The sequence below is a fragment of the Flavobacterium terrae genome (genome assembly GCF_900142035.1).
GTDB classification, from domain to species: Bacteria; Bacteroidota; Bacteroidia; order Flavobacteriales; family Flavobacteriaceae; genus Flavobacterium; species Flavobacterium terrae.
Window position 1 is genome coordinate 225547 of sequence record NZ_FQZI01000004.1, and the last position, 14005, is coordinate 239551.

The window sequence follows — 14005 nt, forward strand, 5'->3', positions numbered from 1 at the left end:
AATTTAGCATTCCAAATAGATAAAAGAACATTACAACCATTCCAACTCTACTACAATAGGAATATGATCAGAAATTTTTCTTGCTTCATCAAGAGATTCAAAGTTTTCATAAAAATGGATTACATCCCTATTTACTACTTTATTCTTCTTTCCATCAAACCAAATGTTGTCAAACTCAGAGGCTAGACAATTGCCTTTTTTGCATACTTTTTTTAACGATGTTTTTTGATTTTTAAAAACAGACTCATACCCCATTTTCTTTAAGGGGAAAAATACTGTATGTGATTGTGGACAATTAAAATCACCCACAAAAATCAAATTCAAACTCGGATATTGAGATGGTAAAAATTTAAAATACTTAATTTCTGTTTCTGGTTGTTTGCTTTTTGTTATTGCATGGAAATTAACCAATGTAAATTCTTTACTCCCAAATTTAAACGTAGCATAAAAGGGCTCCCTGTCTATTAAGAGTTGATATTTTTTTTCCAACCATGGACTTCCTTTAATTTTTAAAAGATGACTTTTCCATAAAAAAGCATAACGTTCTGTTTTGTATGTACTCCCTGAAGTCGGTTCACTAACGACATACTCCCATTTTGCTCCTTTCCTATTCAAGGCATCTGCCAATTTCGCCACAGCTTGGGCTCCTCCATAACCCGCAACAACTTCTTGAAGAGCAACAATATCAAAATCACGCAAGATAGTAGCTATAAATTCAATATCTGCTTCCGATTTCGATTTACCTATATTTTCTACATTCCAAGAACACACCTTTATTTGGGCAGTTATTGTACTAACAAATAGCAAACAAATTAATAAAATGGTATTGAAGTAACGCATCTTTACAATCTCTATTTAGTCTTCCCACTTACAAAGAGTGAACCCAAATTCTTTAGCTTCTTCAATAGTCATTTTTTTTACCACATGTTTACAAGCACTTAATCCCCTACAATGTTCTTTATAATGATATCTTGAAGCTCCTTTTGAAAAGCAAACATAAACTTTTTTATCAACAGAATGAGAAGTAATACATAATAGTAGTAAACAGATTAGTTTCATGGCATATAAATATTTAAGTCAATACTGAAAGTAGAACTATTCGGTCTTCAGGGTATATGTATTTCCTTTTTTATCCTTGGCTTTTAGCATATCAAATCCCGTCCATTCTACCTCCACATCAAATACTCTTCCCAATGAGTCAGTAAGCATACCTGCCCCATACTTTCCTTTTACAATCACATTTCCTTTCACATGGTTTTTCAGACTATCTGTTCCTACAACATCATAATCATATTCATAATTATTGTAAGTCCCTGTTCTATATTCATACTTTCTTTCAGGATTTTTATGAAATGTCTTTGCCTCCTCAGGGGTAATTGTTTTTATGTCTTCAGGAAGTATTTTCTCTACAAAAGGAACAATTTTCTGTACAGGTTTTTGAGCTTCTTGTCTACAAGAAACTAAAATTAACCCTATAAAATATATAAAAAGTAGTTTTTTAGTCATACGCTATTTTTATTTTAAAATTAATAATCCATATACAATTATGAATACGGAAAACCGTAAAAACTAATCATTTTTAAAAATTAAATTACAATTAATTTTTACCTCATGTTAAAAAAAACCATATTAGTAGAAAACAAGAGTTCAATTAGTACTAAATTCAATCAATTAATAATTGAAAATGAACTTAAAAAAAGAACTACACCAATAGAAGACATTGGCTTTTTAGTCATTGACAACCAAGAAACCTTCATAAGTCTACCATCATTAAATTTGTTAATCGAAAATAATACTGCTGTCATTATTTGCAATAAATCTCATCTACCCAATGGTTTGTTTATGAACTTGAACAGCCATCACATCCAACAAGAAATATTTAAAAATCAGATAGATGCAAGCATTCCTTTAAAAAAACAACTTTGGCAACAAACGATAGTAGAAAAAATTACCAATCAAGGAATACTGTTGGAAAAAATTACAGGAAAGAAAAACAATTTTGATTTTTTAGCAACCAAAGTTTTGAGTGGCGATACTTCAAATATGGAAGGAGTTGCTGCGAGTTTTTATTGGAAAACTTTTTTTGAACATAACTTTAAAAGAGAGCGATTTGGCGATTACCCTAATAACTTTTTAAACTATGGTTATGCTATTTTAAGAGCAGCAACAGCAAGAACACTCTCTGGAAGTGGTCTTTTAAATACATTAGGGATTCATCATAAAAGTAAATACAATGCTTTTGCGCTGGCAGATGATATTATGGAACCTTTTCGTCCTATTGTTGATGAAAAAGTGTATGAAATAATGCAGCGATATAAAGAACTAGAATTAAATACCGAGATTAAGTCTGAACTATTACAAATTCTGACTCGAACAGTTTACTTTAAAGAAGAAAAAAGTCCTTTAATGGTCGCTTTACAGAAAACGGCTAGTTCATTGCAACAATGTTTTACTGGAGAGCGTAAGAAGATAAAATATCCAAAACTATGGAGCTAAATGGATACAGAATTATGTGGTTATTTGTATTTTTTGATTTGCCAACAGAAACTAAAAAGGATAGAAAAAATGCCTCTGGCTTTAGAAACAATTTGTTGAAGGATGGTTTTAGCATGATGCAATATTCTGTATATGTTAGACATTGTGCTAGTAGCGAAAGTGCCGATGTCCATGAGAAGCGAATTCATAAATTACTACCCCCATTAGGAAAAGTTTCTGTACTACGAATAACCGACAAGCAATTTGGCAATATCTTAAATTTTTGGGGTAAGGCAGCAATACCCAAAGAGCCGCAACCTACACAGTTGGAATTATTTTAAAATAAAAAAATGCCTCAATCTTGCCTTATCACTGCAAAAAAGAAGCATTTTTTATTACGATATTTCACCTTAAACACTTAAATATCAGAAGACAACGCCGCTACTAATATCGTGTTCTCTAATCTTTAATCAAACCACAACTTAAATGGATAAACAGAGTTTGTGTCTTTAATATCGTGTTCTCTAATCTTTAATCAAACCACAACAGTGTAAATATTGATAATTCTGATTTGGTAAATATCGTGTTCTCTAATCTTTAATCAAACCACAACGCAGTTGCATTTTCTTTGCCAAAAACCAAAAATATCGTGTTCTCTAATCTTTAATCAAACCACAACTATGCAGCTCCAAATGTCGCTACTACATATAATATCGTGTTCTCTAATCTTTAATCAAACCACAACTGCGCGTGCTTTCTGCAATTAGGGTCTTTAAATATCGTGTTCTCTAATCTTTAATCAAACCACAACTGTGGCGTGACCCAAGTAGTTTTAATAATTAATATCGTGTTCTCTAATCTTTAATCAAACCACAACTTATCGCCCCCGTATATGTATAACTGAGATAATATCGTGTTCTCTAATCTTTAATCAAACCACAACGCGGCAGGTTTAGCCGCCAATTTCGCTTTTAATATCGTGTTCTCTAATCTTTAATCAAACCACAACGTTTCATTTTTAACCAATTCTTTAAGCTCAAATATCGTGTTCTCTAATCTTTAATCAAACCACAACTTCAATCTCATAAAATCATCAAACAAATCTAATATCGTGTTCTCTAATCTTTAATCAAACCACAACACTAACATCATTCGTTTACCTCCTTGAGACAATATCGTGTTCTCTAATCTTTAATCAAACCACAACTGGTTTGGTATCATAAAACCACCTAATTCAAATATCGTGTTCTCTAATCTTTAATCAAACCACAACTATACTGCATCATCAAAACAGAAAACTGTTAATATCGTGTTCTCTAATCTTTAATCAAACCACAACTATCTGATCAATATCCAATCCATCACCTAAAATATCGTGTTCTCTAATCTTTAATCAAACCACAACTGAATTGCATTAGCCATTGAACTAGCCAATAATATCGTGTTCTCTAATCTTTAATCAAACCACAACTCGTATTTGCAAATATACCACCTTTAACACAATATCGTGTTCTCTAATCTTTAATCAAACCACAACCCGTGTTATCTTAACAGTAGGTTTACCTCAAATATCGTGTTCTCTAATCTTTAATCAAACCACAACTCTGTATTTATTGTCTCTAAGTTTAAATTCAATATCGTGTTCTCTAATCTTTAATCAAACCACAACCCTGAGGTTCTTGCAAAATCTCCCTGAGCAAATATCGTGTTCTCTAATCTTTAATCAAACCACAACTAATTTGGAGTTCATAAACTCCTCAGGTTCAATATCGTGTTCTCTAATCTTTAATCAAACCACAACTGGCTATCGATATAGAAAGTAGCGGCGGGAATATCGTGTTCTCTAATCTTTAATCAAACCACAACCTGCTTCGTGTCTTGATTTATACCTTTGTAAATATCGTGTTCTCTAATCTTTAATCAAACCACAACATATTTGCGTGGTGTGATTCGCCATCTGCAATATCGTGTTCTCTAATCTTTAATCAAACCACAACTCTGCAAAAGTACCCCCACCTTTGATATTAAATATCGTGTTCTCTAATCTTTAATCAAACCAAAACGGAAAATCCGTTAGCAGAAAATCAGAAGATTTTCCGTTGTGGTTTAGATGTTTAAGATTGACGTTTTATGTCAAAGAACTTTTTAAATCTACAAAAAAATAATTTTACCTGTTGGAGCTATTTTAAATTCGTAATCCTCAACAATCATATCAAGTTTACTTACCTGAAGTCTAATTTGTTCAAATGGTTTTTCAAAATCAACATTATAAATCTCTTTCAATTCACTTGCTTGCCTCGCTTCAAAATGAGTTCTAAATGTCAATCTTCCTTGTGCATCAAATTTTGATAATTTATAAAGCCTATTATTCAAATCCTTTACATCCAACTCTAAAAGTTCTGAAGCTTCCTCCTTAAAAAACAACACCATCATTCCCTTTTTAAGTATATATTTTAATGGCAAATCCGTTTTATCATGTGGATTTGTAACAATATCATAGCTTTTTGCAAATTCTTTATTACTCAACTTATAAAATTGCCCAGCTTCTTTAGTATTAATAGACTCAAACGACCTTTTTACTTTTCCTTTTTTATCAATACCCTCATAGATTACTATTGCATAATTTTCATCATTTAATCCATAAACTTTTTGCTTATGTTCGTGGCGCGATTTTGACAATAAACTATGCTCCTTAATTTCTAAAGGATTTTTAACTGAATTAGCATAAATTCTAACTTTCTTTATCGTAACTTGCTTTTCTTCATTCATCCAAACCTTTTTATTATCAGCAATTTTATTTTTCTGTTGCGCATTCGAAGAAAGTAATAAAACTTTATTGGCAATGGCTTCTTTTACTTTCTCTTTTACAGTTTCATCAACAATGTTTTCAATATCGTTGGCTTTTAAACTTTCTAAATCTTTACGGATAACATAACGAATTTCATCAGTTTTTAATGGATTTTTAATCGCTCCATAAATACTATCCTGATGCAAAGAACCTCTTACTGTGTCACCTTGATGCAATCTTGGCATTTTTTCTCCTTTATCATTTACCTTATAGATTATTTTTCCGTTAACATCTTTTTTAGGAATTGCTTTTCCTTTTGCATCATGCTCTATTTCTGCGACATATTGCTTTTTCCCACGAACTCTAACAATCTTTTTGGACTGTTTTTTAACATTGTCAGGAGTGAAATGCGAAACTAAAATTTCCTCTTCAATTTTCAGCAAATCTTCTTTGAAGGTCTTCCAGGGTTTTGCTTGTTCTATTATAGCTTTTGCCTCTTTTTTGTTTTGCTCGTCTTCCAATTTCCATGCGTGAGCCAAAACATCGTATTTGTCTTTGGTCATACAGGCAATCGTTATGGCGTCAATTGTATGGTGTGTATGTTTACTTCGGTCTTTTTCTTTGTATTGCTTGAATCCGTTTTCATCAATATAACTTTCCTGAATTCCCCATTGCTTTCTAAATTCGGCGACCATTCCGCCTTTTACGCTTTCTACTCTTTTAAAATACGATTTTAAATAAGCTTGGGCATATTTGGTAATTATTCCAGTATCTGGAATTTGGCTGTTTTTAAAACCAACTCTTGGCTCTGTCCAAATAAAACGGTCGTACTTTCCTTGAAGATAATCTCGTTTTAAAGTAAGGTAATGCCTTCTTCGTATTTTTTTGTCTTTTATTTCTTTTGTTGATGCTGCTTTTATGGAACGGCTAATTATCTCGATTTCTCTTGATAAATTATCTGCTTTTTCTTTCCAATGTGCAATTCTTGGTAAAATTTCCAAATGATTACTTAACTCAATTGGCATTTTTTGCTTTTTTATTTCTCTGTTAAACCTCTGACTACAAAGTGTTTTATTCATTTGAGAATTATCCTGCGAAATACTTCTTGGAATGGTATGCTCTATATCATAAGCAGGATTACTTCCTATTATATCACATATCCGTATATTTTTGCCTTGTTCGTATATCTCACATTTATCTTGCTCAATCCAAAGCTGATATCTTAGAATATCGTCTTCCGTTGGTTCTACTTCTTTACCACATTCATCCAAATACAATTTCTTGATTTCTTTTATGGCATTGTCTCTGAAAACTTTATTCTCCTTTTGATAATCCTGAATTCCCTTTCTTCGATTCGCATCATTCAATTCACGGGCCATCTCAATGTGAATTCTTGTGTTTTCGTCAACTTCTCCTTCAAGAATTAGCGTATTCAAAACTTTTCGCAATTGATGCAAAGCTCGCATTGCCATAGGATTTTTAATGGATGAAGTCAAAGGGCTTCCTAAAACTACTTTTTCATTTCCAAAATCATCTTTAATGATTTTCTTTTTGAAAACCTCGATATCTGATGGATGATATAGTTTTTTTAGCCTATTATTTACTTTCTTTTCCTTCTCCTGGTCTGTTCCTTTTTCTTCACTACAAAATACTTGACCAGTTTCATTTTCTCCTTTCAGAAATTCTAAAACTTTTTCATCTAATCTCTTTATTTTGATGAACTCATATTTCTTTAATTGATCGTTAAAAATTGGTAACAAATGATTGAAAATGGCTTGTTGCTCTCTTTCATCCTCAATCTTATTTGATTTATAAAAACCAAGTAATTTTTTCTTCAAATCATTTGCAAATTCTGGTTCTGCTTCATTTGAATAATATACTTTTTTACCATCTTCATTTTCAGTTTTATATTCTTTTATTAAACCATTAACAACTTCCAACAAACCTTTTTCAAAAGTGTAATTTTCAATAATTTCTGCGATTTTATTTTGAATATAGTTTCTTTGTTCAACATCCTTCCAAATTTCGGCATCCACAATAGTTGAAATGTTTGCCATAAATACTGCGTGAGAATACAAAAGCCCTTCTTTTAGATAAGGCAAAATTTTAGTGATTGCAGATAAACTCAAACTGGCAAAATCCTTTTTCAATTTTATTTTACTAAAAGCTTTTGCACTTTTATCATCTAATCCCAATTTTTCTTTTGCATATTCATATAAATAAATATCCGAAGTCGAAACAGAAAGCAAATGCCATAAATCATTGTAATTAACTGTTTTGGTTACTTCTTCTTTTTTAGCATTTAGTGTTTGATACGTGAATGTTTTTGTTTTCCAATCGTCCCCGACAATATTTTTCAATGAAGCAGAAACCTGGCAAGCCGAAACACTGTCTGTTGGTTTGTAGTTAAACCAATAAAAAAACTCATTCTTTTTTGAAGATTTGTAATAGCCGAAACTTGCTCCTTTTTCAACAAGTTCTTTAGCTAAAACTTCAAAATTAAAATCGTTCTTTCTGTAGAATTTCGGAATCAATTTCAATTTCTCTTCTTGTGTCAGAAAACGCAATGTTTTTTCGCTTTGGGTTCCAATCTTTATGGTGTTCAAATACGTCCACATTCTGTACTCCTCAAAATCCGGATGAGAAATAGCACAACGAGATTTACTCTTTTCAAAAGAACATTTTCCAATCAGCCCTTTTTGAGATTTTAATGGCCGTTGAAAAAAAATGGCTTTATACAAATCTTTGGCTAAGCCTGTAAACTTCTTCTCAGGTAATTTTTCAGCATTGTTAATTCCTTCAATTCCCTGAACTTTACAAATTGTAATGAATTCTTCAAGATAATGTTCTTCCCTTGAAGTATATTGATTTCTGATTTTCCCTTTGTTATAAAGACTATAAAAATATTGCCCTAAAGTCTTAAAATTTCCATCAAGCATCGCTTGTGAAATATCTTTTATTTTACCTTTTACTTTTCCTAAATCATCTTTTTTATTTAATCTGGCAATGAGTTCTTCTTTACATTTCTCAATATCTCCTTCATTTTTCTTTGTTATGGCAACTAAAGAATTATAAAGTGTTTTCAGTTTTTTTTCACCTTCATCTAAATCTTTTTTAAAAACAACTTTTTCAGTTAATTCTATGATTCCTATATTCAGATAATAACCATTTAATTCTTCCAAAATCAAATTTATGTTATCTAAATCCTCAATTAAAGCTTGGATTTGTGGATTATGTTCTTCGAAAACTCCTTCTGCTGATTGGTCAAGTCTGTTACTCAAAAAACCTCTTCTTTGGGCAATATGGTAGAAAGCTCGTCCAAGTTCAAATAAAGCTACTTTTTGTTTACTGGCTCTATCCCTAAAAACATAAGGGTTTTGATTTTCAACTTCATCAGTACGTAACCATTTCAGAAATTCAGGATTAAGCGGATATTTTTTAAAACCAGATTTTTTCCATTCTTCAACTTCTTCAATCGACAAAGGACACATCCCATTTACAGAAAGAACTTTTAAAGTTTCGTATTTCCTTAATTTTCTACGGTATTTTATTTTTCTTGCACTTCTGTAACCTGTTCTTTCAGCAGCACGCGAACTTTCAATGCCTTTTTCAGATTTTACTCCTTCGGAAAATATCCTAACTCCTTTATCAATAATTTGCTCCTTGCCTTCATTTTCAGTATCTCTAATCGCCCACCCAATCGAGTTTGTTCCTAAATCTAAACCTAGTATTCTTGCCATGTTTGTTTATTTTGTAACTAAAAATAAGAAAAAGTCTTTTGTTTAAAATGTGGAAAACCGTAAACTTTTATAAAATTGTTTTGCCTATATTTGTGATAGATAATTTTATTCTAATCTTTAATCTTATCACAATAAGGCTATATGCCGTAGATGAAAATCTTAAGTCCTGCTTCGGTGGGACTTTTTTATATAAAAAAAACACCCTTATGGGGTGTTCTATAAAAGATTCAAGGCTTTATCTATTTGTTCCAATTCTTTTCAATCCATTTTATTAATTCTTCACGATCATCAACATCTGTAATTTCTTCATCACGAAGTAATTTTTCTACTTTTTGAAATGATGTCTTATTAGTTAACTTATGCTTATTCAAAAATTGATTACAGAAATAAACCACTTCATATTCTTCTGTCTTATCCACTTTTTTTCTGTCCAAAACTCCAATGTATTTTGGATTGTCACCACCATCAACAGTTGGAGAATAATCATCGTAAACTAAATCTGCATTAGTAAAATTTCCCATAACTTTTATCTTTTAATTATTAATTACTCCACTTCATACAACCCAACGGTCTCTAACAACTCATTTTCATAATTGTAGATATCATCGATAGTTTCTATAGACTGTCTGTTTTCAACTTTATTATCATTAAACAATCCGATGTATTTTTTACCTCCGTTGAGATGCAAACGGCATAAGGGTTTACGATTGTTGTCATCTAACAGTATTCCAAAGTAGGATTGTGTGTCTCTATAAACAATTCTGCTGGTAGATAGTTTCCTTCTTAAAATAGCCACCACGATTCTATAAGCTTCCAATTCTTCTTCGGTAGTATTCAAACGGTTTGCTTCAGCTTCTTCAATTTGATCCTTTTCTTGTATTATGACTTCTTTGTTTAGAGCAAAATGCAATCGCTCGTTTATTTTTTCCCCTATCAGCTGACCAAAAGCTTTTTGTACTAATTCGGTAAATTCTTCCATGACTTTTTCCGTCAATCGACCGTTATACACTTTTGAAGTAAATAAGCGAACGAACTCATTGGATGGTTTTTCAATTTCACTATCAATCTGCTTGCGAATTTCCTTGATGTATTTGAGCGAACTAGCATTATCTAGGATTTTGTTGATATCAAAATTGGATTTATGGAATTTGGCAATTTCGTTTACCGCACTATCTTTCAAAGTAGCAACATCAAATTCAAGAAATGGCTTTTCATCCATTTTGTTTTGCTCGTCCAAATCGGTAAAAAATTGATATTGTATACCATTCGTCAACAATGCAAAACGAGTTTTACTAACATGAAAATATCGGAACAGCTGAGATCCATGAACGGATAAATTTTCTTTCCAGTTCTTGCATTCAATAATCATAATGGGCTCGCCATTTTGAACAATTGCGTAATCTACTTTCTCCCCTTTCTTAATTCCTAAATCTGCGGTATATTCTGGTACAACTTCGGTTGGATTGAAAGTATCATACCCCAATAGATTTATAAACGGAAGCACAAAAGCATGCTTAGTAGATTCTTCGGTTTCAATTTTGTCTTTAAGCTGATGGATTTTATCCGCTAATTGCTTGAGTTGTGTTTGAAGTTCCATAACTATTATTTGTTATACATGACATAAACAATATAATTGTCAGACTCAGTCATTTCACCACCTCCAATTTGCTCATTATCACAATTTTCATGATTCATAAATCTATCTATCAAATACTTTTCAAAATTATCTATTACCTTAGACTCTTTTGCAGATCCTACCACATAGTATTCGGCATAATCATCATAATACTTATCATTAAATCGATCCTCAATACTTTGCCCCGTTTTACCAATTTTAAAATTTGAAATACTCTTAATAAATTCTTCCAATTTATTACCTAATTCTTCGAATGTTGCCATATGCTTTTATCTAATTAATTAATTAATTTATTTATTATGTTCCGAGAAATATCTTCCCAGTCACATCATACTCGATTATCTTTCTTTGTTATAATTTACCCAGATAAATCTTTTCATCTGAACTTGACCTTCCTGGTTGCCAATAAACATCTCCTTTTATTTCTTCTGGTATTTTATAAACTAGATTCGTTGTTTTTGAAGTTAATGGATTAATTTGGTCAAGCATTAGCCCCCAACCTTCTGCCATTACTGGTTCAGATTTATCAAATTCATAATCTTTTCCGTTATAATTAATCCAAATTGAACCATCAAAAAGCATTCTGCTTTCGCTATCAATATTTTTATATGTGGCATTTATAATTAAAAATAAATTCCCAGGTTCTTCCTTCAAATCTGAAAATTGATTTCCTGTATTTACATATTTTACGATTTCCATTTTATTAGCAGTAATATCAAAATATTTAGTCTTTAAAACATCACCTATCTCAATAGTATTTTGTTCTCCTGGAATTCGTATTGAACTGTTATTTACACCATCCCCACTTTTACCCAAACTGGATAAAAAAGCAATGAAACATATAACTCCTAATACAATTAATGCTTTTTTCTTTAAAGACATTTTCTTTTTTGCTACTTCCATAAATATTATTTTAAAGTTTATACTCCAAACTTAAACCCAATAAAAACCAATCCCTTACGGGAAACCGTAACGCATAAAAAAACCTGCAAAAAAATTGCAGGTTTGAAATAAGTTATAACAATAAAGACTAGACTAGTCCCATGTCTTTAGCTATTGCGATTAAGTGAATTGTGTTATTGGCATGAAAATAATCTTTAAGCTTGGCGATTCTTTTTTCGATAGTACTTTTACTATTGGGAGTAATATTTAATTCTTTGAACTTGGCTTCCATATTTTCTTGAGGAATGCCTAATGATAATTGAGTAAGCAGTTGAATATCATAATCATCAATTTCTGAAGTTGTTTTATCTTGCAACGCGTGTTCTACAGAAGGTGAAATGTATTTTTCCTTGCCGCCCCAAACTGTTTCTATCGCTTTTTTAAGTTCGCTAGAGGTATTACGATGTTTAACCACATAACCTTCGATACCATAATCATGGAGTAACTTTTTAATTTTATGAGGTCGGTCGTCAATTGAAAAGGCAATTATTTTGAGTAAAGGAAACTGTTTCCTAACTTCTGAAATCAATTGTTCACCTGAAGTAATTTTAGCATCTCTGTGATCTGCTTTAAAGGACAAGTCCGTTATTAGTAATTGAAATGGATCATTTTCCATTTCTGCTTTTTTCAATCTTAATAAAGCATCATCACAGTATTTTACATATTCTGCCGAAGAGATATTCAATTCATTCACCGCTTTTTCGGTTGCGATATTATTCAAATCAATGTCATCTGCCACTAAAATTTTTGAAAACATATTTATGCTTTTATTTGGGAATACTAATTTTTACTTTTAGACCATTACTGGTGGTATCAAAAGTAATGCTTCCGTTTATGTTTTGAATACGGTTTTCCGCATTCGCTATACCGCTTTTTTTAACCTGCTGCATTTCCATTCCCTTTCCGTTATCAGAATAATCAATAATTATATCATTTTTAGTATTTGTTAAACTTACAATTACTATACTAGCCTGACTGTGTTTTTTCATGTTCACCAAAAGCTCTTGTAAAACTCTAAATAGTGTTATTTTTTTGATTTCTGAAATACTACTCCAATTAATGTTTTCATCTTTCTTGATGATTACATTTTGTTTTGAAGACTTGTAACCGTTTATCATTTCGATCAGATTCTCAATAAAAGACTCCCCTGTTTCTATTGATTCGTTTTCTTTAGATATGTTTCTAGAACGCTGGTAAAGGTTATCTAATAAATTAATCAAAGTTTCTTTATTTTCAGGTTCTTCTATTTTTTTAGTCTCAACAAAAGACATGGTATGAAACACATCATTAGCCAACTCGTCGTGTACTTTTTTAGCAATTCTTGTCTCCGTTTGGTATGAGGCTTTTAATCGATCTTCCTTTCTTTTATTTTTAAAGTAATAGAAAAGAAAAATGATAATAATTACTAATACTACCGCACTGAAGCTCCAGAAATTAATTTCATTTTTGTTTTTTTGAAGTTGTAAATCATTTGCTGTTTTTTCATTTTTAAGCTTTAGGTTTTCTTCATTGACCAATCGAGCATCATAACGCATTTTTGCAAATTGGCTTTTTGCACTATTTCGTACTTGGGTAATACTATCATTTAACACCGCGTACTTTAAGGCAAAAGCACTATTATTTCCTGAAGTTTTTATCAATAACAATAAAGCTTCCAGTCGCTCATCAATACTATTGTGTTTAGTCGACTCTTTATAGGCTTGCTGTGCAAAGCTTCTCGATTTCTGTAAATTGTATGGCAAATAATATTCCGACAAGTACAAATGACTTTCTATACGACCATAAGAATCATCTTCCTTATTACTGATTGAAAGTGCTTGCTGCATTAAATCTAGTCCTTTTTCATTTTCCTTGAGTTTAGTAAAAGCATAGCCAAGGTTGTTCATATAAATAGCTTTGCGTTTTGGAAGGGTATCTAGAAATTTCCAAGTTAACACTTTACCCAAAAGATTAACAGATTTTTTATAATTTCCTTGTTTTGTATATACGTTAGCTATATTATTAAACGCAATGGCCTTAGTCAAGCTATCACTTGCTAATTGATAAGTTATATTATAATAACGAAGAGCATCTTCATAATTTTTTAATTCTTTTGCAGAAATTCCTAGCAAATTATTGGCTGCAGGTAAATATTCATTATCTTCTTTTATAAAGTGTAAAGCTTCTATTAAATTATCCTCACTCCCAAAATAATCTCCCATGGTTTGCTGTGCTCTTGCCATTTGAAGCAAACAATAAGCGATGTTTTTCTTATTTTCTATTGAGTCAAAAGAAATTTTGGCTCTAGCATAGTAATAAAAAGCGCTATCGTATTTTGCTTGTGCATAATATGCGTCTGCTTTGTTTTGATAATCTGTTGCTTTTTTATTGTGTTCCTTAACAACGGTACTTTTTTGAACCATTTTCTCATCGGACTCATTGCAA

At 31.3% G+C, this 14005-nt stretch carries 12 protein-coding genes and 1 CRISPR repeat array; of the genes, 2 read left to right on the top strand and 10 right to left on the bottom strand.

From position 1 onward, the window contains the following. Positions 1-30: 30 nt before the first annotated feature. The 3 genes from BUC09_RS11635 to BUC09_RS11645 are packed head-to-tail and all read right to left on the bottom strand — an operon-like array spanning position 31 to position 1506. Positions 31-840 carry an endonuclease/exonuclease/phosphatase family protein gene (locus BUC09_RS11635; RefSeq protein WP_073311763.1) on the bottom strand — a complete coding sequence of 270 codons (810 nt, stop codon included), beginning with the start codon at positions 838-840 and terminating at the stop codon, positions 31-33. A 15-nt stretch (positions 841-855) separates the two neighbouring features. Continuing rightward, a complete protein-coding gene (locus BUC09_RS11640; protein WP_073311764.1) occupies positions 856-1059 on the bottom strand; it encodes a hypothetical protein in 204 nt (67 codons plus the stop codon). Positions 1060-1095: 36 nt separating this feature from the next. Next, a complete protein-coding gene (locus BUC09_RS11645) occupies positions 1096-1506 on the bottom strand; it encodes a hypothetical protein (protein ID WP_073311765.1) in 411 nt (136 codons plus the stop codon). 105 nt (positions 1507-1611) lie between these two features. Here BUC09_RS11645 and cas1 point away from each other — a divergent pair, with 105 nt between their 5' ends. Beyond that, complete coding sequence (cas1, locus tag BUC09_RS11650) at positions 1612-2496, top strand: type II CRISPR-associated endonuclease Cas1 (protein WP_073311766.1); 885 nt, start codon at positions 1612-1614, stop codon at positions 2494-2496. Then, complete coding sequence (gene cas2, locus BUC09_RS11655; RefSeq protein ID WP_073311767.1) at positions 2487-2816, top strand: CRISPR-associated endonuclease Cas2; 330 nt, start codon at positions 2487-2489, stop codon at positions 2814-2816. The genes cas1 and cas2 overlap by 10 nt, the downstream gene beginning before the upstream one ends. Before the next feature lie 105 nt (positions 2817-2921). Beyond that, positions 2922-4538: a CRISPR direct-repeat array (repeat unit 36 nt; unit sequence AATATCGTGTTCTCTAATCTTTAATCAAACCACAAC). A gap of 88 nt (positions 4539-4626) precedes the next feature. On the opposite strand, the gene cas9 is transcribed toward cas2, so the two are convergent. The 7 genes from cas9 to BUC09_RS11690 form a co-directional block, all read right to left on the bottom strand. After that, positions 4627-9003 carry a type II CRISPR RNA-guided endonuclease Cas9 gene (cas9, locus tag BUC09_RS11660; protein WP_073311768.1) on the bottom strand — a complete coding sequence of 1459 codons (4377 nt, stop codon included), beginning with the start codon at positions 9001-9003 and terminating at the stop codon, positions 4627-4629. Between the two features lie 239 nt (positions 9004-9242). Next, on the bottom strand, positions 9243-9524 hold the full coding sequence (locus tag BUC09_RS11665; protein WP_073311769.1) for a hypothetical protein: 282 nt from the start codon (positions 9522-9524) through the stop codon (positions 9243-9245). Positions 9525-9547: 23 nt separating this feature from the next. Continuing rightward, complete coding sequence (locus tag BUC09_RS11670; protein WP_073311770.1) at positions 9548-10600, bottom strand: type I restriction endonuclease; 1053 nt, start codon at positions 10598-10600, stop codon at positions 9548-9550. 5 nt (positions 10601-10605) lie between these two features. Then, positions 10606-10902 carry a hypothetical protein gene (locus BUC09_RS11675; RefSeq protein WP_073311771.1) on the bottom strand — a complete coding sequence of 99 codons (297 nt, stop codon included), beginning with the start codon at positions 10900-10902 and terminating at the stop codon, positions 10606-10608. A gap of 88 nt (positions 10903-10990) precedes the next feature. Beyond that, complete coding sequence (locus BUC09_RS11680) at positions 10991-11542, bottom strand: DUF4352 domain-containing protein (protein ID WP_073311772.1); 552 nt, start codon at positions 11540-11542, stop codon at positions 10991-10993. 127 nt (positions 11543-11669) lie between these two features. After that, complete coding sequence (locus tag BUC09_RS11685; protein ID WP_073311773.1) at positions 11670-12338, bottom strand: response regulator transcription factor; 669 nt, start codon at positions 12336-12338, stop codon at positions 11670-11672. Between the two features lie 10 nt (positions 12339-12348). Then, positions 12349-13983, bottom strand: coding sequence for a tetratricopeptide repeat-containing sensor histidine kinase (locus BUC09_RS11690; RefSeq protein ID WP_234972597.1), 1635 nt, complete (start codon positions 13981-13983; stop codon positions 12349-12351). Between the last annotated feature and the right edge of the window lie 22 nt (positions 13984-14005).

Excerpts from the sequence above, each read along its gene's own strand:
- BUC09_RS11635 (WP_073311763.1), bottom strand. The coding sequence starts at position 840 with ATGCGTTACTTCAATACCATTTTATTAATTTGTTTGCTATTTGTTAGT.
- BUC09_RS11640 (WP_073311764.1), bottom strand. The coding sequence starts at position 1,059 with ATGAAACTAATCTGTTTACTACTATTATGTATTACTTCTCATTCTGTT.
- BUC09_RS11645 (WP_073311765.1), bottom strand. The coding sequence starts at position 1,506 with ATGACTAAAAAACTACTTTTTATATATTTTATAGGGTTAATTTTAGTT.
- cas1 (WP_073311766.1), top strand. The coding sequence starts at position 1,612 with ATGTTAAAAAAAACCATATTAGTAGAAAACAAGAGTTCAATTAGTACT.
- cas2 (WP_073311767.1), top strand. The coding sequence starts at position 2,487 with ATGGAGCTAAATGGATACAGAATTATGTGGTTATTTGTATTTTTTGAT.
- cas9 (WP_073311768.1), bottom strand. The coding sequence starts at position 9,003 with ATGGCAAGAATACTAGGTTTAGATTTAGGAACAAACTCGATTGGGTGG.
- BUC09_RS11665 (WP_073311769.1), bottom strand. The coding sequence starts at position 9,524 with ATGGGAAATTTTACTAATGCAGATTTAGTTTACGATGATTATTCTCCA.
- BUC09_RS11670 (WP_073311770.1), bottom strand. The coding sequence starts at position 10,600 with ATGGAACTTCAAACACAACTCAAGCAATTAGCGGATAAAATCCATCAG.
- BUC09_RS11675 (WP_073311771.1), bottom strand. The coding sequence starts at position 10,902 with ATGGCAACATTCGAAGAATTAGGTAATAAATTGGAAGAATTTATTAAG.
- BUC09_RS11680 (WP_073311772.1), bottom strand. The coding sequence starts at position 11,542 with ATGGAAGTAGCAAAAAAGAAAATGTCTTTAAAGAAAAAAGCATTAATT.
- BUC09_RS11685 (WP_073311773.1), bottom strand. The coding sequence starts at position 12,338 with ATGTTTTCAAAAATTTTAGTGGCAGATGACATTGATTTGAATAATATC.
- BUC09_RS11690 (WP_234972597.1), bottom strand. The coding sequence starts at position 13,983 with ATGGTTCAAAAAAGTACCGTTGTTAAGGAACACAATAAAAAAGCAACA.